The organism is Rhizobium lentis (genome assembly GCF_017352135.1).
In the GTDB taxonomy this organism is placed as follows: Bacteria; Pseudomonadota; Alphaproteobacteria; order Rhizobiales; family Rhizobiaceae; genus Rhizobium; species Rhizobium lentis.
In genome coordinates this window covers 663,285-685,135 of record NZ_CP071454.1, presented here as the reverse complement: position 1 = coordinate 685,135, position 21,851 = coordinate 663,285, and the positions used below count along the sequence as shown (strand labels likewise).

Sequence of the window (21,851 nt, the reverse complement as noted above, 5' to 3'; positions counted from 1 at the left end):
AAGATGGATTCCGGCTCCTGATGGAGCCGGACAGGCGGAGCTTTTCCTGCCTTCGCCGGAACGAGAAGGATCGAAGTCGTGCTTATTTCCCAGATCAAGGGTGCCAACGGAGAGATCGTCGTCGCCGTGCGCGAGCAGGGCGGCGCCGCCAGGTCGGTCAAGAATGCCGGCAGCGTCTATGCCTTGGCGATGGAGGCCGCCGATGGCGGCAAGTCGCTGGCGTCAGTCATCGAGGGCCATGGCTACGGCGAGGCCGTCGATCTTGAGAAGGCCTATGCGGAAGGCCGTTTCCTGCCGCCGATCACCCACCCGGACGCAGCCCATCTGCACCTGACCGGCACCGGCCTCACCCATCTCGGCTCGGCCGCCACCCGCGATTCCATGCACAAGAAGACCACCGAGGCGGCCGAGGAAACGCTGACCGACTCGATGAAGATGTTCAAGATGGGGCTTGAGAACGGCAAGCCGAAGCCCGGCGAGAAAGGCGTGCAGCCCGAGTGGTTCTACAAGGGGAACGGCTATGGCGCCGCATCTCCCGGCGCGCCGCTGGTTTCCCCTTCCTTCGCGCTCGACGGCGGCGAAGAGCCCGAAATGGCCGGCATTTATGTCATCGCCAAGGACGGCACACCGTTCCGCATCGGTTTTGCCCTGTCGAACGAGTTTTCCGATCACGTCACCGAGCGGATCAATTATCTCTTCCTCGCTCATTCGAAGCTGCGCCCGGCAAGCTTCGGTCCGGAAATCCGCGTCGGTGCAGCGCCGGACGATATTCGCGGCACTTCGCGCATCAAGCGCGGCGACAAGGTGATCTTCGAAAAGCCGTTCCTGTCGGGCGAGGCGAACATGTCGCACACCTTCGCGAACCTCGAATATCACCATTTCAAGTATGGCCTCTTCCGTGTTCCGGGAGACGTCCATGTCCATATGTTCGGCACGGCGACCCTTTCCTTTGCCGACGGCATCAAGACGGAAGAGGGCGACCTCTTCGAGATTGAAGTCGCCGAATTCGGCCTGCCGCTGCGCAATCCGCTGAAGGTGGCCGCCGAAGAAGAAATTGCCGTCAGGCAGCTCTGATTTTCGAGGCCTGGCTGCGTCCGCGGCCGGCCGTGTTTGTAAACGGTAAAGGAGGCTTGCTCAGCCCATGACCATTTATCAAAACCTGATCGCCGGCGAATGGGTCGGCACGAACGCGACGAAGAACATCAACCCGTCGGATACGAACGAAGTCGTCGGCCTCTATGCCGATGGCAGCGCCGAGGACACCAGAAACGCTATCGCCGCCGCCAAGGCCGCCTTTCCGGCCTGGTCGCGCTCGGGCATCTGGGAACGCCACGTCATCCTGAAGAAGACCGGCGATGAGATCATGGCCCGCAAGGACGAGCTCGGCGCGCTGCTCGCCCGAGAAGAGGGCAAAACCCTGCCGGAAGCGACCGGCGAAGTCATCCGCGCATCGCAGATCTTCGAATTCTTCGCAGGCGAAGCCTTGCGGCTCGCCGGCGAGGTCATACCGTCGGTTCGCCCGAATATCGGCGTCGAGATCACCCGCGAGGCGCTCGGCGTCATCGGCATCATCACGCCGTGGAACTTCCCGATCGCTATTCCCGCCTGGAAGATCGCCCCGGCGCTTTGCTACGGCAATACAGTCGTCTTCAAGCCGGCCGAGCTGGTGCCCGCCTGCTCCTGGGCGATCGTCGACATCCTCAACAGGGCAGGGCTGCCGAAGGGCGTTCTGAACCTCGTCATGGGCAAGGGCTCGGTCGTCGGCCAGGCCATGCTGGAGAGCCCCGACGTTCACGGCATTACCTTCACCGGTTCCACCGGTACCGGCCGGCGCGTCGCCGCTGCCTCCATCGAGCATAACCGCAAGTTCCAGCTTGAGATGGGCGGCAAGAACCCGATGGTCGTGCTCGACGATGCCGATCTTTCCGTCGCCGTCGAGGCCGCCGCTAATTCCGGCTTCTTTTCCACCGGCCAGCGCTGCACCGCTTCCTCGCGCCTGATCGTCACCGAAGGCATCCACGACAAGTTCGTCGCGGCGCTCACTGACAAGCTGAAGACGCTCGTCGTCGACAACGCGCTGAAGGCCGGCACCCATATCGGCCCCGTCGTCGACGAGCGGCAGTTGAAGACCGACACGGACTATATCGAGATCGGCAAGAAGGAAGGCGCCAAGCTCGCCTTCGGCGGCGAGGTCATCTCGCGCGAAACGCCCGGCTTCTACCTGCAGCCGACGCTGTTTACCGAAGCGACCAACCAGATGCGCATTTCACGCGAGGAGATCTTCGGACCCGTGGTCTCGGTGATCCGGGCGAAGGATTACGATGAGGCGCTTGCCATCGCCAACGACACCCCGTTTGGCCTTTCGGCCGGCATCGCCACAACCAGCCTGAAACATGCAACGCACTTCAAGCGCAATTCGGAAGCCGGCATGGTGATGGTCAACCTGCCGACGGCGGGCGTCGATTTCCATGTTCCCTTCGGCGGCCGCAAGGGCTCGTCCTACGGCCCGCGCGAGCAGGGCAAATATGCAAGCGAATTCTTTACCGTGGTCAAGACGGCCTACACGCTGGCTTGAGACATATCCGATGACCCGGACCGTGCGAGGCGGTCCGGGACTATCCTGAAGGACAGAGACAATGAAGAAGAAAGCGGAATGGCCGCGCAGGCTGAGGTCGCAGGAATGGTATGGCGGCACGAGCCGCGACGTGATTTATCATCGCGGCTGGCTTAAAAACCAGGGCTATCCGCACGACCTGTTCGACGGACGGCCTGTCATCGGCATCCTCAACACCTGGTCGGATATGACCCCGTGCAACGGCCATCTGAGAGAGCTTGCCGAGAAGGTGAAGGCGGGTGTGTGGGAAGCCGGCGGCTTCCCGCTCGAGGTGCCGGTGTTCTCGGCTTCGGAAAACACCTTCCGCCCGACCGCAATGATGTACCGCAACCTTGCGGCGCTCGCGGTGGAGGAAGCGATCCGCGGCCAGCCGATGGATGGCTGCGTCCTGCTCGTCGGCTGCGACAAGACCACGCCGTCGCTGCTGATGGGCGCTGCCTCTTGCGATCTGCCGTCGATCGTTGTTACCGGCGGTCCGATGTTGAACGGCTATTTCCGCGGCGAACGCGTCGGCTCCGGCACGCATCTGTGGAAGTTCTCCGAGATGGTGAAAGCCGGCGAGATGACGCAGGCCGAGTTCCTCGAGGCGGAAGCGTCGATGAGCCGCTCGTCGGGCACCTGCAACACCATGGGCACAGCTTCGACGATGGCATCGATGGCCGAAGCGCTTGGCATGGCGCTGTCAGGCAATGCGGCGATCCCCGGCGTCGATTCCCGCCGCAAGGTTATGGCGCAACTGACCGGCCGCCGCATCGTCCAGATGGTCAAGGACGACCTGAAGCCCTCCGACATCATGACGAAGCAGGCCTTCGAGAACGCCATCCGCACCAATGCGGCGATTGGCGGATCGACCAATGCCGTCATCCACCTGCTCGCCATCGCCGGCCGCGTCGGCATCGACCTTACGCTCGACGATTGGGACCGCTGTGGCCGCGACGTGCCGACGATCGTCAACCTGATGCCGTCGGGCAAATACCTGATGGAAGAGTTCTTCTATGCCGGTGGCCTGCCGGTCGTGCTGAAACGCCTCGGCGAGGCGGGGCTTCTGCACAAGGATGCGCTGACGGTCTCCGGCGAAACCGTCTGGGACGAGGTCAAGGAGGTCATCAACTGGAACGAGGACGTCATCCTGCCCGCCGAAAAGGCGCTGACCTCTTCCGGCGGAATCGTTGTGCTGCGCGGCAATCTCGCGCCGAAGGGCGCGGTGCTGAAGCCTTCGGCCGCTTCGCCGCATCTCCTGGTGCATCGGGGCAGGGCTGTGGTGTTCGAGGACATCGACGACTACAAGGCCAAGATCATTGACGACAATCTCGACATCGACGAGACCTGCGTCATGGTCATGAAGAACTGCGGACCGAAGGGCTATCCCGGCATGGCCGAAGTCGGCAACATGGGTCTGCCGCCCAAGGTGCTGAAGAAGGGCATCCTCGACATGGTGCGCATCTCCGATGCCCGCATGTCCGGAACGGCCTATGGCACCGTCGTGCTGCACACCTCTCCGGAAGCTGCCGTCGGCGGACCGCTGGCGGTCGTCAAGAACGGCGACATGATCGAGCTCGACGTGCCGAACCGCCGCCTGCACCTCGACATATCCGACGAGGAACTGGCGCGGCGTCTCGCCGAATGGCAGCCGAACCATGACCTGCCGAAGTCGGGCTATGCCTTCCTGCATCAGCAGCATGTCGAAGGGGCCGATACGGGCGCCGATCTCGACTTCCTCAAAGGATGTCGCGGAAACGCTGTCGGCAAGGACAGCCACTGAGCGGGGCGTGTCCGAGATCGGGATGGTTTTAAAAGGCGGGGTGAAAGCCCCGCTTTTTTTGTCCCGAGCATCTGCCTCCGTTCGATAGGGCAGCAGCTCCTCGGCACAAGGCTGCACAAGGCCGAGGATGACGTCGAGCGAAAAGCTGGAGGCGGGTGGGAGACGCCTTCTCCATTGCACTTGTTCGCTATGGATATGGTGTTATATCTTGCACATGTGTACGGGAGATATGGTCATGACCAAAGTGGTCGGTGCGGCTGAATTCAAGGCGAAGTGCCTGAACCTGATCGATCAGATGCGGAACGACGATGAATCGATCGTCATCACCAAGCGGGGCAAGCCAGTGGCGGTGCTGTCGCCGGCACCTGACACCAGCCGCCGCAAGAGCATCATCGGCGCGATGAGGGGAAGCGTATTGCGCTATGACGATCCGCTGTCTCCGGTCGTTGAGCCGGAGGATTGGGACGCCCTCCGTTGATCGTAATCGATACGCATGTTCTCGTCTGGGCAATGCAGGACGATACCCGTCTCGGCGCGCAAGCCCGGCGCATCATCGACGAGACGACCGCGAAAAGCGGGATCCTGGTGTCGGCGATCACACCCTGGGAAATCGCGATGCTGGTGCAGAAAGGGCGCCTGGCGCTTGGCGACGATGTCGGGCGATGGATCGACAGCGCATTGTCGCAGCCCGGACTCCAGCTTGCGCCGATCGAGCCCTCCATCGCGGTAGACAGCGTTCGGCTACCCGGCGAATTTCATGCCGACCCCGCCGACCGCATCATCGTGGCCACGGCCCGTTTCCACCGTGTCCCCCTGCTTACGGCCGATCAGAAGATCCTCAGCTACGGCGCACACGGCCACCTGCAGGTTCTTGCCGCAGGCTAGGGGTGCCGGCACCTGTCAGCTCTGGCTCTGGCTTTGCATCTGTCCGCTGTCCTCCACCTTCACGGTGACCGACAGCGTTTCCCCCGGAGTGCCGATACGCATGCCTGAAATCGGGGCGGCGTCACGGTAGCAGAGGCCCGAGGCGACGCGGACATACCGTTCATCCGGACAAATCTCGTTGGCGGGATCGAAGCCGACCCAGCCAAGACCGGGAATATGGGCCTCGGCCCAGGCATGGGTCGCCGCCTGTTCGACCTTTTCCTCCATCATCAGATAGCCAGAGACATAACGTGCCGGCACCTGCAGGGCGCGTGCGGCGGCAACGAAGATATGCGCATGGTCCTGACAGACGCCGCTCTTCTTCTCCAGTGCCTGTTCGGCCGTCGTCCCGCTATTGCTGGTCCCGGGCCGATAGTCGACCGTTTCGTGGATGGCCGCCATCAGCGCGTGCATGCGGGCAAGCTCGTTATCGCCGCCGACGCTCTTGATGAATTCCTTGATCAGCTTGCCGCCCTTGGTCAGCGGCGTTTCCCGCAGGAAGAGCCAAAGCGGACAGAAGCCGGTATGCGGGCCGGCGACGCCGTTATTGTCCTGTGTCTCGACCTCGCCCTCGGCCAAGATGCGCGTCACGTGCTGCGCGCCTTCCAGCGAGACCAGATTGACGTGATTGCCGTACTGGTCGTCATATTCCACCTCGGGGGTGGCGCCCTCGACATTCAGCGACCAGTTGAGCACCGTCTGGCCTGATGATGTCGGCGGTGTCAGTCTCAGCCGCTGCAGAGAGAAGTGCGCCGGTTCGTCGTAGCGGTATTCGGTGAGGTGGCTGATCTTCAGTCTCATATTCTGATCCGCTTAAACGTAGAACCGGTAGCCGTCGGAAATTTCCATGCCGAGCTGGTTGTTGCGCGAGACGAAATCCTCGAGGAATTCGTGCAGGCCCTGATCCATGATGTCGCGGATCGCCCGTGTCTGCAGCGTCGTGCGGATCGCGTCCGCCGTATCGTGGGCAGGCAGCCGCTCCTCGTAATCCTGGGCGAGATAGCCGAGGTTGCTGACGATCTTCTCGTAGCAATAGGCGAGCGAGCGCGGCATCTGGACGTTCAGAGTCAGGAAGTCGGCAATGTTCATCGCCCGGTATTCGCCGTCATAAGCCCAGCTATAGGCGCGGTGGGCGGAAACCGAGCGCAGGATCGATTCCCACTGCACATTGTCGAGTGAAGAGCCGACGGCCGAGACCGAAGGCAGCAGCACGTAATATTTCACGTCGAGAATGCGGCTCGTATTGTCGGCCCGCTCGATGAAGGTGCCGATGCGGGCGAAATTATAGAGCTCGTTGCGCAGCGTCGAGCCGTGGAAGGCGCCGCGGATGAGGCCGGCGCGGCGCTTGATGACATCGATCACTTCGGGCAGGTCAGCCGCCTTGACGCGCTTTTCGAGCAGCGTCTTCAGCTCGATCCAGCATTCGTTGGTCGCTTCCCAGGTCTCCCGCGTCAGGGCGGTGCGCACCATGCGGGCGTTGTTGCGGCCGAAGTCGATGCAGGACATAACGCTCGAGGGATTGGCGCGATCGCGCAGGAGATAGTCGATCGCGTCGGCGTTCGTCAGCTTCGCGTGGCCCTCGTCATAGGCCTCGCGCACGCCGGCGCTTTGCAGCACGCCGTCCCAGTTGTCGTCGCCGGCGCTGCTGCGGGTGAGCGACATGCGCAGTCCGGCATCGACCAGGCGGGCGATATTTTCGGCGCGCTCGATGTAACGGAACATCCAGTAGAGGCCGTTTGCAGTTCTTCCGAGCATCAGTCCTCCAGTACCCAGGTGTCTTTGGTGCCGCCGCCCTGGCTGGAATTGACCACCAGCGAGCCCTGCTTCAGCGCCACGCGGGTGAGACCGCCCGGAATGATCTGAACCTTGTCGGAGACGAGCACATAGGGACGCAGATCGACATGGCGCGGCGCAATCCCTTTGTTGACGAGGATCGGTACGGTGGAAAGCGACAGTGTCGGCTGGGCGATGTAATTGTTCGGCTTGGCCTTCAGCTTCTCGGCGAAATCGGCGCGCTCCTTCTTCGATGCGGTCGGGCCGACCAGCATGCCGTAGCCGCCGGAGCCATGCACCTCTTTGACCACCAGCTCTTCCAGGTGCTCGAGCACGTATTTCAGGCTTGATGCTTCCGAGCAGCGCCAGGTCGGGACGTTTTCGAGCAGCGCCTTGCGGCCGGTATAGAACTCGACGATCTCAGGCATATAGGAATAGATCGCCTTGTCGTCCGATATGCCGGTGCCCGGCGCATTGGCGATGGTGATATTGCCGGCGCGGTAGACATCCATGATGCCGGGAATGCCGAGGGCGGAATCGGCCCGGAAGGTCAGCGGATCGAGGAAATCGTCGTCGACGCGGCGATAGAGCACGTCGATCGCTTCGTAGCCGCGGGTCGTGCGCATCTTCACCTTACCGTCGATGACGCGCAGATCCGAGCCCTCGACCAATTCGACGCCCATCATGTCGGCAAGGAAGGAATGTTCATAATAGGCCGAATTGTAAATGCCCGGCGTCAGCACGGCGACGCGCGGCTTGCCCGTGCAGCCGGGAGGGGCGAGCGAGGCAAGGCTCTGGCGCAGCAGGTAGGGATAGTCCTCGACGCGCTGCACCTTGTTCTCGTGGAAGAGTTCCGGAAACATCTGCATCATGGTTTCCCGGTTTTCCAGCATGTAGCTGACACCGGAAGGCGTGCGGGCATTATCCTCGAGCACGTAGAACTGGTCTTCGCCGGTTCGCACGATGTCGGTGCCGACGATATGGGTGTAGACGCCGCCGGGCGGGCGGAAGCCGATCATCTCCGACAGGAAGGCGACATTGTTTTCGATCAGTTCGCGCGGCACGCGGCCGGCGCGGATGATCTCCTGCTTGTGATAGATATCGTCCAGAAAAGCGTTGAGGGCGATCACCCGCTGTTCGATGCCCTGGGCGAGCTTGCGCCATTCACGGGCAGAGATGATGCGGGGAATGATGTCGAAGGGGATGAGCTTTTCGGAACTGTCGGCATGGCCGTAAACCGCGAAGGTGATGCCGGTCTTCCGGAAGATATTTTCCGCATCGCGGGACTTGGCAATCAGATGCGCCCGGTCTTGGCTGTTGTACCACTCGAAATATTTCTCATAAGGCGGACGAGGACCTTCATCCCCGGTAATCATTTCATCAAATGCCAAAGGTGCGGCTCCCCTTTTTTGTTCATTTGAATACAACGCAAATTGCAATGCAAGAACCATGCGCAGTTCGAGGAAAAGATTTTGCGGTGCGGGAAAGGGATGAAAATCCGGGCATTCGAAGCTAGGTGGAGCGGCGGGGAGGATGGTCGCTCCGCAGAGGCTGCGCAAAATGTGAGCAGATGATTGCTTTTTACGCGGTCAAGCGGTTTGAGGGTGCATACGCTTCCTCCCTCTCGCCACCCGACCATCAGCGAAATTTCAAATAAGCATCAGTGCTTCGCCTTTGACTGTGACCGCCGGATGCCGCTATCAGCACGGCGAACTCTTTCCGCCGAGCAGCTCCATGTCCATCGATCGTTTTGCCCCCGCCGTCTTCGTTTTCCTTTGGTCCACGGGCTGGGTGGTGGCGAAATATGCAGCGCTGCATTCCGAACCATTCACCTTTCTGTCGATCCGCTACGCCCTGTCGGCGGTCGCCTTCCTGGCACTCTGTGTGGTGATGCGGGCGCAATGGCCGAAGAGCCGGGCGACGTGGCTCCGGGCCGTCTATTCCGGCTTCTTCCTGCATGGCTTCTATCTCGCTGGTCTGTGGTGGGCGATCGCCAATGGCGTGCCGGCCGGCATATCGGGCATCATCGCGGCGCTGCAGCCGCTGCTGACGGCAATGGCGGCTCCATTTTTCGTCGGCGAGCGGTTGCAGAAGGCACAGCAACTCGGTCTCGCTCTTGGCTTCACGGGCATTGCCGTCGCCATTTCGCCAAAGCTGCTCGATCCGGCGACGGCCGATCTCGCGCATGCCGCCCTGCCGCTGGCGATCAACCTCATTGCCATGGGATCCGTCACCTACGGGACGCTTTATCAGAAGAAACACCTGCAGTCGGGCGATCTCAGAACCATTGCGACGCTGCAATATATCGGCGCGCTGATCCTCACCCTGCCGCTTTCGCTCATTTTTGAGCGCCAGCATTTTGACGGCTCCGCGCAGGCCTATGGCGCTCTCATCTGGTCGGTCTTCGGCCTGTCGATGGGCGGCGTCGGGCTGCTGCTTCATCTCATTCGCCGCGGGCAAGTCTCGCGCGCAGCTTCGCTCATCTACTTGATGCCGCCGACGGTGGCGTTCGAGGCCTTCGTCGCCTTCGGGGAACCGCTGACGCTGCCGTTAGTCATCGGCACGGTAATTGTTGTCGTGGGCGTATATTTGACAAACCGAAGGGTCGTTCAGCAGGCCCAGGCAAGCGTCTAGGCTGAAGCCTGGACCTGCTGAACGACCGAGGTTGCTGAACCCATTTTGGCGGGAACATCCGCTACGTCCTGACAGCCGATCGGGCAGCGCTGCGAAGGACGAAAGGGGTGCCGTCACCTCGCAGTGGGGATTTGCAGACCGATGTAAGGTCGCCGACGATTGTCGGCGGCCTCATTTGCTGGCGCTTAGAGATTCCCACAGGCACTGCGCATTCTTCAATCCGGCTGCTGGAACCAACGATCAGCCGCGGGGCTGCAGCAGCGCCAAGGCAACCGTCGACGCCGCCAGGAGAGCGGTAAGCGTCAATGGTCCCACAGCGCCGTGGTGGTCGACGATATAGCCGCCAAGAACCGCGCCGATACTGATGGCCACCTGAAAAGAGACGACCATCAGGCTGCCCGCCGCCTCCAAAGCATCCGGCGCCGCGCGGGAGAGATTGGTCGGCAGCACTACGGGCGCCATGCCGAAGGCAAGGCCCCAAAGCGCGACGAGCGCAAACGCGGCGCCGATATGAGCGCCCCAAAGCACCAGAGCAAGTGCGGCAAACGCCATCAATACCGCCGTGACAGCCAGCGCGATGCGGATGCTCGCATCGGCCATCCGGCCGCCGGCTACATTGCCGATCACGGAGGCGATGCCAAAGCCGAGCAGCGCCAGGGCAATCGATCTGGTTTCAAGGAGTGTCACTTGTTCGAGGAACGGGCGCACATAAACCGACCCGGCAAAATGACCGGTCATCAGCAAAAGGATGGCAAGCATTCCCAGTTGAACGCCGCCCCGTCGTGTCAGCCGGAAAACATCAGCGAGACTATTGCTTGTGCTTGCGGGAAGCGTCGGCAGGCTGAGAAACTGCAGCAGCATGGCAAGCGCGGCAAGCCCGGCTGTCATTGCCATGGCGATGCGCCATCCCAGCCAATCGCTGATCAAAGCACCCATTGATGGTGCCGCTATCGTGGCGAGCGAAACGCCGAGGGTGACGATAGCCATGCCGCGACCTGTCGCGTTGGCGCCGACCAGCCTCGCCACGACGGCCACTGAAAGCGCCCAAAAGCCGCTGAGCGCGATGCCCAACCCGGCCCTGCCCAACAACAACAGCCAGAAATCGGTGGCCAACGATGCGAGAATATTGGAGCCGACCGCCAAAGCACTGAGACCGACCAGCACCGCCTTGCGGTTCAGCCTGCCGATGAGAACATTGCTCAGAAGGGCCGTGACAGCGCCGACGGAAGCGGTGGCGGTGACGACTTGTCCCGCCGTTCCCTCTGAAATGCCGAGATCGCTCGCCATTGGCGTCAACAAGCCTGCCGGTAGGAACTCAGCAGATACGAGTGCGAAGCTGGTGGCCGCCATCGAAACCACGGCAAACCAAGTCGCCCCGCTCCACGCGGATGGTTCAACCGTCTCCAGACCAATTGCGGCTTCGTCGAACTGTGATGTCGTGTCCGTCATTGAAGGATCTCCTATGTTCGGAGATTTCATAGACGAAGTTCGCAGGATGATATGTGTCCTAAAATCCGAAATCCATGTCCGTTCGTCCGGAACTTGTGCGGCGCACAATTCCGGGGGAGACGCTGGTAACGCGCTTGAACGCCCGCGAGAAAGACGCCTCGGACTCATAGCCCAGCCGGGAAGCAACCTCGGCGACCGACATGCCGCCTTGCGCCAGCAAATCGCGGGCAAGCTGCATACGCAGACGGGCGAGATAATGTGCCGCGCCTTCTCCCAAGATGGCGCTGAAGCGCTCGGCGAAGATTGAACGCGACTGGCCTGCCACTCCAGCAAGGCTTTCGAGGGTCCAGTTAAGGCCGGGATCCCGATGCATGGCCGCCAATACACGACCGATGTGGGGATCGCGGATGGCCGCGAGCCAGCCGGTGGTCGAGCCTCCGCTGCAGTTGACCCAGCAGCGGATAAGCCGCGCAGCGAGCAAGTCCGCCATGCGCGACAAGATCGTCGCGCTTCCCATCCGGGGCTGTGTCGCCTCCGCTGACATAGCGGCCAGCAGGGGTCCGACAATCGGGTCGTTACCGGCCACGTCGCAGCCCTTGATGATTGGCGGCATCAGGGCGATCAAGGGGTTAAGTGCATGGGCGCCCAAGGTCATGGAGCCACAGAACAGGGTGCTGGTGGCGCCCGTTCCCTCACGCAAGACTTCGCAGACGTTGCTCCCCAACCTCTTTATCTGACAGCTCTTAAGCGAGTCGCCCTCAACATCAGGCGCGCTCGCCAATCGGTGTGCAATGCCTTGCGGCAGCAGCACCAGATCGCCATCGTTCAACTCCTGCCACCCTTGGGCTTCGCTATGGATCCAGCACGGACCTTGGCTGACGAAGTGAAAACGAAGCAGTTGTTGTTGCGGAAAGGCAATGCTCCATGGATGCCTGAGTTCGCAGCGTCCATAATTGACTCCACTCAAGCGAAAGTCCTGCAGGACTTCACTGAGGGCATCCATTGGGATGGTTGAAGGCGGCAACGGTCGGGACGGATGGTCAAGCATGGAGCCAATTTAGGTCTTAAGGGTCCGGCATTCAAGCGGGTTGGCTTCGCGACTCCTCCGGGTGCGTAGCGGTCTGTTCAACCAAATAAGATCGATGGGCAGGCGCAACGCGATCGGCATGGCTTGCGATGTCGCTGATGAGGTGCCGGTCGCGCCGTCGCCGACCGCGCGGTCGACGAATATGGCTGCCGTCGCAGAGTTCGCCGCTGCTGTGCTCTGGCTATGCAGCCCAGCGGCGAGCTTCATCATCGGCGTCGCGATGCCCGTCGGCGGCGCCTTCACATCGCGCTGATTTGGCCAGACTTCCGTCGCCGCTGCGAAGGAGGCTTCGATTTTCTCAAGGATGCGTACAGAAACCGGGAACTGTGACCGTGTACGGCTGATGCGGTGATGCCATGACAAAACGAGAAAAAGGCCGGGCATCCCAACAGATGCTCCGGCCTCCCAATATTCAAGGCCAAAGGTCCGGCCTTTTCTCCTTTAAATCAATCGGCGTTCAGGCGCGTTCGCGGCGCTGGCCGCCGCCATTGCGAGAGCCCGAGCCGCCGCGGCGGTTGCCGCCGTTGCCGTCGCGCCGCTGTTCGCCGCCCTGGGCCTGGTGCTGGCCGCGGTCTTCGCCGTGCTTGCGAGCCGGGCGGCCGTGGGCATGACGGCCGTTACCGCGGTGATGACCGCTCGGCTCGCCATTGGCATGATGGCCATTGGGGCCGCCATGCGCGGGGCGCTGCTTCGCCGGGCGGAAATCGGAGGTCGAGACTAGATCATTGTCGGCGCCGAGATCCGGAGCCGCTTCGCTGCGGTGCTGACCGCGGAAATCCTCGTTGCGGCCGGTGCGCTCAGGGCGTGGGCGGCGTTCCTGACGGCTGCCGCGATGTTCCGAGCGGTTCTGGTCGCCACGGCCTTCGCCGCGACCATTGTTTTCGCGACCTTGACCGCCGCCGCGGTTGCGGTTGTTGCCATTGCCGCGACGCGGGCCACCGGCGCTGATATGGGCCGGCGGTTCACCGCTGGCTACCGCAATGTCGATGCCCATCAGGCGCTCGATATCACGCAGCAGCTTGGCTTCATCGGGGGCGCAGAAAGCGATGGCAATGCCATCGCGGCCGGCGCGCGCCGTGCGGCCGATGCGATGGACATAGGCGTCGGGCACTTCCGGCAGGTCGTAGTTGTAGACATGGCTGACGGCCGGGATGTCGATGCCGCGGGCGGCGACGTCGGTGGCAATCAGCGTCTTGATGCTGCCGTCGCGGAAGGCCTTCAGCGCCCGCTCGCGCTGACCCTGGCTCTTGTTGCCGTGGATCGAGGCGACGGAGTAACCGATATTGTCGAGATGCTTCATCAGCTTCTCCGCACCGTGCTTGGTGCGCAGGAAGACGATGGCGCGGCCGTCAGGGTTTTCTGTCAGCGATTTGCGCAGCAGTTCGGTCTTGTCGTTCTTGCCGCCGACGAAATGGACATATTGCTCGACCTTGTCAGCAGCCTTGCCGGGAGGCGTGACTTCGACCTTGACGGGATCGACGAGATATTCGCCGGCGAGATCGGCGATAGCCTTCGGCATGGTGGCCGAAAACAGCATCGTCTGACGCTTCTTCGGCACCAGCTTGGCGATCTTGCGCAGATCGTGGACGAAGCCGAGATCGAGCATCTGGTCGGCCTCGTCGAGCACGAGATAGCGCACCGTCGTCAGCGTAATGGCACGGCGGTTGACGAGATCGAGCAGGCGGCCCGGAGTGGCGACCAGGATGTCGGTGCCCTTTTCGAGCTGAAGCTGCTGCTTGTTGATCGAAACACCGCCGACAACGACGTTGATGCGCAGCGGTGACTTGCGGATGAACTTCTTCAGGTTCTCGGCGATCTGGTTCACCAGTTCGCGCGTCGGGGCAAGGATCAGCGTCCGCGTCGTGCGGTTATCGGGGCGGCGCTCGTCGGCAAGCAGCCTCTCGATGAGCGGCAGGCCGAAGGCGGCGGTCTTGCCGGTTCCGGTCTGGGCGAGGCCGATCAGATCGCGGCCTGAAATAAGGAGGGGAATGGCCTGTTCCTGGATCGGCGTCGGCGTTTCGATGCCGAGCTGGAACAAGGTGGCGACGATCGGCTTGGAGACACCAAGCGATTCAAAATTGGTCAAGTCATAACCTTTCGGGGCGCCACAACGAATATCGCCGGAACGCACCATGCGATCCGGTTTCATTCTGGCGTCAAGAACCCCGCGTGAAGTGGGAACTTGCAAGTTGGAAAAAAGCTTTCCAGCGCTTCTGGCCGCTCTTAGGAGTGCGGCGCTCTATCGAAATGCGCTTTTGTCCCTTCTTCCTGCGTTTCGTATTTTCGAGCAGGGGCACGCTCACGCGGCGGCCGGAAGGGTGAAAGCTGAGCCGCATTTGGGCTAGTTCTCAGGGAAAGTCAAGTGCAGCGCACAAAAAGCCTCAGCGCGGGGCGGGCGACGGCATCCTGAGGACGAAGCTTTGCGAGGCGCTTTCTACGCCGTTGACGAGGATGGCGATTCGGTGTTCGCCGGGATAATAGCGCCGCGTCGTGATCGGCCGCATGGCGTGGCGGCGCTCAATCGCGTGGCTTTGGCCGGGCGCGAGTGTGACGGTCTTGCATTTGAAAACCTTCGGCGAGAGTGACCCGTCGGCCTTCACGTGGTGGATGGCATAATCGATCATCAGCGCGTGCGTGGTTTCGCCTGAATTCGTCACGCGGATTTCGAAATCCAGCCCGTCGCCGAAGATGACCTCGTTGCTTGCGAGCCGCAATTCGCAGTCGAGGGAGGCCGCCGCGCCGAAGCCGAAATTGGCGAGCGCCTGCGCGTGGCCCTTCTTGAGCAGCGTGCGCGAGGCATGTTTCAGCAGCCAGCGGCGCTCGGCCGAGGCGCCCTCGATATGGCCGGCGATGAAGGCGGCGACCATATCCGGATGATCCTTTGCGATATCGTTCAAACTGTTGGCGACGGAGCGGCGCACGTAATCCTCCGGATCGTCCATCAGCGCGGTCAGGATGGGCAGGATCGGCGCCGGTTCCTTGACGAGCTGCGGCAGCCGCATCGCCCACGGTAGGCGCGGCCGCGTTCCCTCGCTTGCGAGACGGCGCACATGCTGATCGGGATCGCCGACCCAGCCGGAGATGATGGCGAGCGCGCGCTGCTGGTCACGATGGATAAAGGGGCGGATGCCATACTCGGCTGTGAAATGCCGCGTGAGCGCCTTCAAGAGATCGAGCCCGAGATCGAAATGATCAGGGCCGCGCGCGGCGATGAACTGGTTGACCGGCAGCAGCATCCAGCCTGAGAGTCCGGATCTGCCAGCTACAGGCAGACTCGCCTTCAGGATGGCGGCGGCTTCAGGAAAATCGCGGGGCATTGTCGCAAACAATGCGTCGCGGATCAGCGCCGAGCGTTCCATCAGTTCCAGAGCTGCGAGGCCATCGGTCGCCAGTGCCACAAAACGGTCCCGGTCGAAGGCGGGCGCGTGGGCGGCGATGCGATCGGACATGTCGCGGGCCAGCCCTTCATGCAACAGGTTCTTGAGCGGTTCCGGCATACTGATCCTCCTATCGGAGGATTGGACCGGCGCCGCCGGGAGGTCAAGCGGCGCCGGATGCGGTTTTCTATTCCGGGCAGACTTTCACGCGGTAGGGCTCGCCCCAGCGATCGTGCCGCCATTCGATATGGCAATAGGACGGCCGGTAATAGGTCCGGTAGACGGGATAGGGGCGATAGACGGGGTAGGCTGGATAAACAGGGTAGGCGGGGCGGGCGGCTTCCGAGAGCAGAGCGCCGCCGACGACGCCGGCGGCAAGGCCGCCCCAGAAGGCATCGCGCGGATGGGCATCGGCGGTGGTGGCAGTGGCGAGCGAGGCGCCGGCAAAGGTCAGCGCCATCAGGCCCGTTGCCATGGTCTTATGAAAAACGGACATAGTATCATCCTTATCTAGACTGGCTTCCATAAAGCCACGGCCAGACTCCGCCCCGATCGCGGCAGTGCGATGACCGCGCAAGCGGTTACCGCATTAAATTTTCGTCATGATTTCAATGGCCAACCAAGAATAAAAGCGCATCGCCGCCGATCGGATTTGCTGCCGATGACGGCATGCTTTGGGTCTCGTGCCGAAAACGGGGGCCGCTCCAGCTGGTAAGCCGGCTTGTAAAATTCCGCCCTCGAAATTTATGGTTAAAACCTTGTTAAAAGCCTTGGCGTTATAGTCTTTGTAGTTGATATTTCACTCATTGCGGGAGCGATAACTTCTTGAAATCAGCCGGGGACATACTGGAATTGGCCTGCCGCCGGATCGCCGATCTGGATACCCCGGCCTATGTCAAGAACAGCGAGTTGCGCTATGTCGCCGTCAACAAGGCCTATGCCGACTTCTTCGGCCGCGAGATTTCCGATTTCATCGGCAGGCGCAGCCGCGAACTGTTTGACCGCCCCGAGGAAGAGGATCGCGAAGACAGGGAACGTCGGGCGCTGGTGTTCGGCACTGAGGAAAGCGCCATCTGCTTCGACGCGGATAGCCGCCGTCACGAGCGCGTCCAGATCGAAAGTTTCTCGCCGTCGTCGGAGCGGATCTATGTGCTCGGCATTTTTGAAGCCCGCGAGCGCAGCGCCATTGCCGACAGGGGGGTTACCGGCAACTCTAAGACTGTAAACGATTCCGGAATTGCCGCCGATTTCGCTGAGGTGCGCGAAGCGCTGGAAAAGCTCGAGCATCCGATCGGCATCTTTGCGGCAGACGGCCGTCCGCTGGTCGTCAACGCCGCCTATCACAAGGGCGCGAAGCCTGCGGCCGCCGGCGAATCGGCCTGGGGGGAGAGCGTCAACGAACTCGACGTTCTGCGCACCGTCCTGGAGGACTTGCCGGTTGCCGTCTTCGTCCGCGACGACAAGCACCACCTGGTCTATGCCAATAAGTATTATGAGACCTTCAGCGGCCGCTCCCGCTCCGAGTATCTGGGAATGACCGAACACGAAATGTTCGGGCCGGAAGGCGCTGAGGCGATCTACCAGGAAAACCTGCTGGCGCTCAGGGACGGCATTTCGGTGGAGCTCGAGAGCGAGATGCCGAGCCAGAGCGGCCATGTCTATCCAGTCATCTCGCGCGTCAACCGCGTCGTGACGGCGGATGGGCGAACTTATGTTGTCGGCTCCTTTTCCGATATCTCGCCGCTCAAGGAACGCGAGAAGGCGTTGATTGAGTCACGCAAGCAGGAAGAAATACTGCATCGGGACATCGAGAGCATTCTGCGTTCGCTGCCGGTCGGCGTGCTGATCCTCGATAACGACCATCGGATTCTCTACGTCAACGACGAGTTCTACAGCATCTGGGAACTGCCGCTCGACGATCGCTTCGACGGTCGCCCTTTCCTCGACGTCATCCGCCGCAACAACGAGCTCGGCCGCTACGACGGAACGCAGGCGCCGGAGGAAATCTACGCCTTCCGCAAGCACCTGTTCGAAGCCGAAGTGCCGGAACCGATCGAACTCGGCTGGGCGGGCGGCAAATCCGTCATCTTCGACAGCCGCCGCATCTCCAACGACCGCATCCTGCTCACCTATTCCGATATTTCGGCGGTGCGCGAACGGGAAAAGGAGATCCACGAGACGCGGGCCGCGCTCGAGCGGCTCGGCGAAATGATGCGCGATGCGACGCATGCCATGTCCCAAGGCCTTGCCATCGTCCAGGACAGCATCATCAAGATGTCCAACGAGGCGATGGCCGACATCCTGCAGATCCCGCCCCATTATATTGAGGCTGGTCAGGGCTGGCTCGGCATGTTCGAATTCTGCGCGGCGCGCGGTGATTTCCACGATGCTGCAGACGAAATCCTGCAGGAGTGGCGCGCCAATATCGCGACCGGGCAGCCGATTTCCACCGTTTTCCATGTCGGCGGCGAGCGCTGGGTGAACATGGATGCGACGGTCAGCCGGGGACAGCATTGGGTCGCGCTTTTCACCGATGTCACCGAGCTCAAGAGCCGCGAGGCGGAATTGCGCGAGCTCCTGTCGCGCGCAGAAGCCGCCGACCGCGCCAAATCCGAGTTCCTTGCCAATATGAGCCACGAAATCCGGACGCCGATGAACGGCGTGCTGGGCATGGCGGAATTGCTTGCCAAGACCAATCTCGATACGCGCCAGAAGACCTTCATCGATATCATCGTCAAATCGGGCAATGCGCTGCTGACCATTATCAACGACATCCTCGACTTCTCGAAGATCGATGCCGGGCAGATGAAACTGCGGAAAGCCGCCTTCGATATCACCGAAGCGGTGGAGGACGTGGCGACGCTCCTGTCCTCGCATGCTGCCGAGAAGAATATCGAGCTCCTGGTGCGGGCAGCTCCGGATCTGCCTGCCGCCGTGATCGGAGACGCCGGGCGGTTCCGCCAGATCGTGACCAATCTGGTCGGCAATGCCGTCAAATTCACCGAACGCGGCCATGTCTTCGTCGATGTCGGCTTCGAGACGATCGCCGGCGGCGAGATCATGGCGAGCATCCGCATCGAAGATACGGGCATCGGCATTCCAAGCGAAAAGCTCGCATCCGTCTTCGACAAGTTCTCGCAGGTCGACGCCTCCTCGACCCGGCGGCATGAGGGAACGGGGCTCGGCCTTGCGATAACCGCTGGCCTCGTCGATCTCTTCGGCGGCTATATCAATGTCGAGAGCGAATGGGGCAAGGGTTCGATCTTCACCATCAACCTCCCCTTTGCGGTGGCGGCCGCCCGCCTCGAGCCGAAGCCGCTGCCGATCAATGTGCAGGGCGCGCGCATTCTCGTCGTCGACGACAATGAGGTGAACCGGCGCATCCTCACCGAGCAGCTTTCACTCTGGGGCTTCGACGGTGTGGCCGCCGAGGGCGGCGGCACCGGTCTTGCGATCCTGGAAGCGGCGGCCGATCTCGGCGTCACCGTCGATGCCGTCGTGCTCGACTATCACATGCCCGACATGAACGGCGCCGATGTCGCGCGTCGGCTGCGCGCCGATCCCCGCTTCGTCGAGCTGCCGATCATCTTCCTGACGTCGATGGATATTTCCGGCACGGAAAAGGAATTTGCAGCGCTGAACGGCCACGCGCATCTGATGAAGCCGGCACGCGCCAACGTGCTGCGCAACACCGTCGTTGAAGTGGTGCGCGCCCGACGTGTGAAACAGGCTTCGGAAGCCGAGATCGCCCGGCTGCAGGCGGAATCGGCCGTGCCGGCGCCCGCACCTGCGCCCGAGCCGCAGAAGCGGTCGGCCGAATTCGTCGACGTGCTCGTCGCCGAGGACAATGAGGTCAACCAGATCGTCTTTACCCAAATCCTGCAGTCGACGGGCCTTTCCTTCCTGGTCGTTGCCAATGGCAAGCAGGCGGTCGCCGCCTGGGAGCGGCACACGCCGCGCATCATCATGATGGACGTCTCGATGCCCGTCATGAACGGCCATGAGGCGACGCGGACGATCCGGGAACGGGAACAGGGACAGGGCCACCGGGTGCCGATCATCGGCGTCACCGCCCATGCGCTTGAAAGCGATCGCGAACTCTGCCTCGATGCCGGTATGGACGACTATATGTCGAAGCCGATCAGCCCGGAACTGCTGGAAGAGAAGATCCGGCAATGGCTCGGCAAGGACGAGTTCCAGCCGGAGCGCACCAGCTACTAATCTTTTATGCGCAGGAAGTCTTGATACCGCAGAGCATTTCGCGCTTGCCGGCGAAGCCTTTGCGGCGTTCGACTGTAAAACCGGCCGCGATGAGGTTGCGGCGCACGAAGCCGGCCGCGGCATAAGTTGCGAAGGTGCCTTCGGCAACGGTCTTTTCGTTGACCTCACGCATCAGTTCTTCCGACCACATGTCGCCGTTGCGCGAGGGCGCGAAGCCGTCGAGATACCAGGCGTCGAAGCTGGGCTTTGCTGCGGCAACGCCGTCCAGCGCTGGCCCGCAGACGACGCTGAGCTGCGTCTGGGCATCGACATCGAGTGAGACGGTACCATCAGGCATCTGCGGCCAGGCCGCGGTCAGGGCCTCGCGCTCGGCATCGATCTCCGACCAGTGCGAGAGTGCCCTGCCGATTTCTTCGCTGCGCATCGGATGGAGTTCGAAGGAGATGAAATGCAGATGCTGGCCACTCTCACGGTGCAGCTTCCATTGCCGCCAGGTTTCGGCAAAGTTCAGGCCGGTGCCGAAGCCGAGTTCGCCGATCACGAATTCCTGCCGCCCACTCCAGCGCTCGGGCAGGCCGTTGCCGGCGAGGAAGACATGGCCGCATTCCAGCCGTCCATCGGTCTGACAATAAAAATGATCGCCAAAGGCGGTGGAATAGGGCATATCGCCGTCGCGCCATTCGAGCGGCTGCGGCGCGCCCGCGCCAATCTGATCTGGATTCATCTCTGCCATGGAACAAGCCGATAGTCCTGCGCCGGCGTCCGGTCAATCTTCTTGCGACTTGCTGATCGTCGGCGGCGGCATCATGGGTCTCTGGGCGGCCGTCCACGCCGAGCGTCGCGGCATAAACACCATTCTCGCCGACGCCGGCAGCCTGGGCAGCGGGGCAAGTGGCGGCCTGCTCGGCGCGCTGATGCCGCATATGCCGGACCGGTGGTCGGAGAAGAAGCAATTCCAGTTCGACGCCCTGGTATCGCTCGAAACCGAGATCGCAGCGCTCGAAGCCGCGACCGGGCTTTCAGCCGGTTACAACAGGTCCGGACGGCTGATCCCGCTGCCGAAACCGCATCTCAACCGCATCGCCCATGGCCATTTTGAGGATGCCGAACGCCACTGGCGGGCAGGCGAGCGGCGCTTCCACTGGCACGTGCTCGACAGGCCTAATGTCGATGGTTGGATCGAGGCGTCCGCCGGCGAGAGCGGGTTCGTGCATGACACGCTTGCCGCCCGCGTCGCCCCCCGCTCGTTGATTTCGGCGCTGATCGCCTTTCTGCAGCGGACAAAATATGTGCGCATCATGAAAAATGCTCCGGTCGCCGATCTCGATCCGGATCGAGGCACGGCTGAGATAGGCAGCGAAACCGTTGCGTTCGGCCGCTGCATTCTGGCCGCGGGCTATCAGTCCTTTCCTCTGCTGCAGGGGCTGACGCCCGGCTTGACGCAGCCGCTCGGCCAGCCGGTCAAAGGGCAGGCGGCGCTGTTGAAAGCGGGTGTTGACCCGGCGCTGCCGACGATCTTCCTCGACGGGCTCTATGTCGTCGCGCATGAGGCTGGGCATGCGGCGATCGGCAGCACCAGCGAGAACCGCTTCGACGATCCCTTTTCGACAGATGCCCAGCTCGATGCGCTGATCGAGGCGGCGCGGGCCATCGTGCCGGCGCTCCGCAACGCGCCCGTCGTCGAACGCTGGGCAGGGCTTCGCCCGAAGGCGATCGACCGCGATCCGATGATCGGCCGCCATCCCGACCATCCCCGACTTGTCGCATTGACCGGTGGCTTCAAGGTCAGTTTCGGGCTGGCCCACCGGCTGGCGGAGGCGGCGGTCTGTATCGCGGCCGATACAGCGTGTGAATTTTTGCTGCCGGAAAGCTTCGCAATTTCAAGCCATATTGCTGTCGCTTCACGTTAAACGTGAATTAGATACAGCTGCGTTTCGTTATTCTGTCATGCAAATCACCTATCAGCTTGCGCATCGGCAGCGCCTGAAGTTACCGGCGCTCACTTCCTTG

The 21,851-nt window shown here is 62.0% G+C and carries 18 protein-coding genes; 8 read left to right on the top strand and 10 right to left on the bottom strand.

Annotation, left to right across the window (positions count from 1 at the left end; genetic code table 11):
* The first annotated feature begins 78 nt into the window (after positions 1-78).
* The 5 genes from araD1 to J0663_RS03370 all read left to right on the top strand — a co-directional run bounded on the left by araD1 (position 79) and on the right by J0663_RS03370 (position 5,261).
* Positions 79-1,074, top strand: coding sequence for an AraD1 family protein (gene araD1, locus J0663_RS03390; RefSeq protein WP_207243065.1), 996 nt, complete (start codon positions 79-81; stop codon positions 1,072-1,074).
* 67 nt (positions 1,075-1,141) lie between these two features.
* Positions 1,142-2,575 carry an aldehyde dehydrogenase family protein gene (locus tag J0663_RS03385; protein WP_207243064.1) on the top strand — a complete coding sequence of 478 codons (1,434 nt, stop codon included), beginning with the start codon at positions 1,142-1,144 and terminating at the stop codon, positions 2,573-2,575.
* A 61-nt stretch (positions 2,576-2,636) separates the two neighbouring features.
* Positions 2,637-4,376 carry an L-arabinonate dehydratase gene (gene araD / locus J0663_RS03380; RefSeq protein ID WP_207243063.1) on the top strand — a complete coding sequence of 580 codons (1,740 nt, stop codon included), beginning with the start codon at positions 2,637-2,639 and terminating at the stop codon, positions 4,374-4,376.
* Between the two features lie 235 nt (positions 4,377-4,611).
* A complete protein-coding gene (locus J0663_RS03375; protein ID WP_207243062.1) occupies positions 4,612-4,854 on the top strand; it encodes a type II toxin-antitoxin system Phd/YefM family antitoxin in 243 nt (80 codons plus the stop codon).
* Positions 4,851-5,261: a type II toxin-antitoxin system VapC family toxin gene (locus J0663_RS03370; RefSeq protein WP_207243061.1), complete on the top strand. Its 411-nt coding sequence runs from the start codon at positions 4,851-4,853 to the stop codon at positions 5,259-5,261. The genes J0663_RS03375 and J0663_RS03370 overlap by 4 nt, the downstream gene beginning before the upstream one ends.
* Positions 5,262-5,276: 15 nt before the next feature.
* Here J0663_RS03370 and J0663_RS03365 read toward each other — a convergent pair whose 3' ends face one another.
* Genes J0663_RS03365 through J0663_RS03355 form a run of 3 tightly spaced genes read right to left on the bottom strand, consistent with a single transcriptional unit; the run spans position 5,277 to position 8,464 of the window.
* Positions 5,277-6,101 (bottom strand): transglutaminase family protein, encoded by an 825-nt coding sequence (locus J0663_RS03365; protein ID WP_207243060.1) that lies wholly within the window; start codon positions 6,099-6,101, stop codon positions 5,277-5,279.
* 12 nt (positions 6,102-6,113) lie between these two features.
* A complete protein-coding gene (locus J0663_RS03360) occupies positions 6,114-7,055 on the bottom strand; it encodes an alpha-E domain-containing protein (protein ID WP_207243059.1) in 942 nt (313 codons plus the stop codon).
* Entirely contained in the window at positions 7,055-8,464 is a 1,410-nt protein-coding gene (locus tag J0663_RS03355; RefSeq protein ID WP_207243058.1) for a circularly permuted type 2 ATP-grasp protein, read from the bottom strand. Before J0663_RS03355 ends, J0663_RS03360 begins: the two co-directional genes overlap by 1 nt.
* Positions 8,465-8,807: 343 nt before the next feature.
* On the opposite strand from J0663_RS03355, the gene J0663_RS03350 reads away from it, so the two are divergent.
* Positions 8,808-9,707 carry a DMT family transporter gene (locus J0663_RS03350; RefSeq protein ID WP_207243057.1) on the top strand — a complete coding sequence of 300 codons (900 nt, stop codon included), beginning with the start codon at positions 8,808-8,810 and terminating at the stop codon, positions 9,705-9,707.
* Positions 9,708-9,947: 240 nt separating this feature from the next.
* Here the strand turns inward: J0663_RS03350 and J0663_RS03345 are convergent, their stop codons facing one another.
* From J0663_RS03345 to J0663_RS03320, 6 genes are all read right to left on the bottom strand, one after another.
* Entirely contained in the window at positions 9,948-11,156 is a 1,209-nt protein-coding gene (locus J0663_RS03345; protein WP_207243056.1) for an MFS transporter, read from the bottom strand.
* A gap of 58 nt (positions 11,157-11,214) precedes the next feature.
* On the bottom strand, positions 11,215-12,204 hold the full coding sequence (locus J0663_RS03340; protein WP_207243055.1) for an AraC family transcriptional regulator: 990 nt from the start codon (positions 12,202-12,204) through the stop codon (positions 11,215-11,217).
* A 9-nt stretch (positions 12,205-12,213) separates the two neighbouring features.
* A complete protein-coding gene (locus tag J0663_RS03335; RefSeq protein WP_207243054.1) occupies positions 12,214-12,627 on the bottom strand; it encodes a hypothetical protein in 414 nt (137 codons plus the stop codon).
* A 73-nt stretch (positions 12,628-12,700) separates the two neighbouring features.
* On the bottom strand, positions 12,701-14,377 hold the full coding sequence (locus tag J0663_RS03330; RefSeq protein ID WP_207244410.1) for a DEAD/DEAH box helicase: 1,677 nt from the start codon (positions 14,375-14,377) through the stop codon (positions 12,701-12,703).
* Positions 14,378-14,624: 247 nt separating this feature from the next.
* On the bottom strand, positions 14,625-15,740 hold the full coding sequence (locus tag J0663_RS03325) for a DNA alkylation repair protein (RefSeq protein ID WP_207243053.1): 1,116 nt from the start codon (positions 15,738-15,740) through the stop codon (positions 14,625-14,627).
* A 67-nt stretch (positions 15,741-15,807) separates the two neighbouring features.
* A complete protein-coding gene (locus J0663_RS03320) occupies positions 15,808-16,116 on the bottom strand; it encodes a hypothetical protein (RefSeq protein ID WP_207243052.1) in 309 nt (102 codons plus the stop codon).
* A 329-nt stretch (positions 16,117-16,445) separates the two neighbouring features.
* Between J0663_RS03320 and J0663_RS03315 the strand changes: the two genes are divergently transcribed.
* On the top strand, positions 16,446-19,841 hold the full coding sequence (locus tag J0663_RS03315) for a response regulator (RefSeq protein ID WP_207243051.1): 3,396 nt from the start codon (positions 16,446-16,448) through the stop codon (positions 19,839-19,841).
* A gap of 4 nt (positions 19,842-19,845) precedes the next feature.
* On the opposite strand, the gene mnmC2 is transcribed toward J0663_RS03315, so the two are convergent.
* Entirely contained in the window at positions 19,846-20,574 is a 729-nt protein-coding gene (mnmC2, locus tag J0663_RS03310) for a tRNA (5-methylaminomethyl-2-thiouridine)(34)-methyltransferase MnmC2 (RefSeq protein ID WP_207243050.1), read from the bottom strand.
* Here mnmC2 and J0663_RS03305 point away from each other — a divergent pair.
* The gene (locus J0663_RS03305; protein ID WP_207243049.1) at positions 20,573-21,751 is read left to right on the top strand and encodes an NAD(P)/FAD-dependent oxidoreductase; all 1,179 of its coding nucleotides are present in this window, start codon (positions 20,573-20,575) and stop codon (positions 21,749-21,751) included. The genes mnmC2 and J0663_RS03305 overlap by 2 nt on opposite strands.
* Positions 21,752-21,851: the final 100 nt, after the last annotated feature.

What these genes read in the sequence shown, in the direction of transcription:
- J0663_RS03385 (WP_207243064.1), top strand. Translation starts at nt 1,142, where the DNA reads ATGACCATTTATCAAAACCTGATCGCCGGCGAATGGGTCGGCACGAAC.
- araD (WP_207243063.1), top strand. Translation starts at nt 2,637, where the DNA reads ATGAAGAAGAAAGCGGAATGGCCGCGCAGGCTGAGGTCGCAGGAATGG.
- J0663_RS03375 (WP_207243062.1), top strand. Translation starts at nt 4,612, where the DNA reads ATGACCAAAGTGGTCGGTGCGGCTGAATTCAAGGCGAAGTGCCTGAAC.
- J0663_RS03365 (WP_207243060.1), bottom strand. Translation starts at nt 6,101, where the DNA reads ATGAGACTGAAGATCAGCCACCTCACCGAATACCGCTACGACGAACCG.
- J0663_RS03360 (WP_207243059.1), bottom strand. Translation starts at nt 7,055, where the DNA reads ATGCTCGGAAGAACTGCAAACGGCCTCTACTGGATGTTCCGTTACATC.
- J0663_RS03350 (WP_207243057.1), top strand. Translation starts at nt 8,808, where the DNA reads ATGTCCATCGATCGTTTTGCCCCCGCCGTCTTCGTTTTCCTTTGGTCC.
- J0663_RS03345 (WP_207243056.1), bottom strand. Translation starts at nt 11,156, where the DNA reads ATGACGGACACGACATCACAGTTCGACGAAGCCGCAATTGGTCTGGAG.
- J0663_RS03340 (WP_207243055.1), bottom strand. Translation starts at nt 12,204, where the DNA reads ATGCTTGACCATCCGTCCCGACCGTTGCCGCCTTCAACCATCCCAATG.
- J0663_RS03335 (WP_207243054.1), bottom strand. Translation starts at nt 12,627, where the DNA reads ATGCCCGGCCTTTTTCTCGTTTTGTCATGGCATCACCGCATCAGCCGT.
- J0663_RS03330 (WP_207244410.1), bottom strand. Translation starts at nt 14,377, where the DNA reads ATGGTGCGTTCCGGCGATATTCGTTGTGGCGCCCCGAAAGGTTATGAC.
- J0663_RS03325 (WP_207243053.1), bottom strand. Translation starts at nt 15,740, where the DNA reads ATGCCGGAACCGCTCAAGAACCTGTTGCATGAAGGGCTGGCCCGCGAC.
- J0663_RS03320 (WP_207243052.1), bottom strand. Translation starts at nt 16,116, where the DNA reads ATGTCCGTTTTTCATAAGACCATGGCAACGGGCCTGATGGCGCTGACC.
- J0663_RS03305 (WP_207243049.1), top strand. Translation starts at nt 20,573, where the DNA reads ATGGAACAAGCCGATAGTCCTGCGCCGGCGTCCGGTCAATCTTCTTGC.
- mnmC2 (WP_207243050.1), bottom strand. Translation starts at nt 20,574, where the DNA reads ATGGCAGAGATGAATCCAGATCAGATTGGCGCGGGCGCGCCGCAGCCG.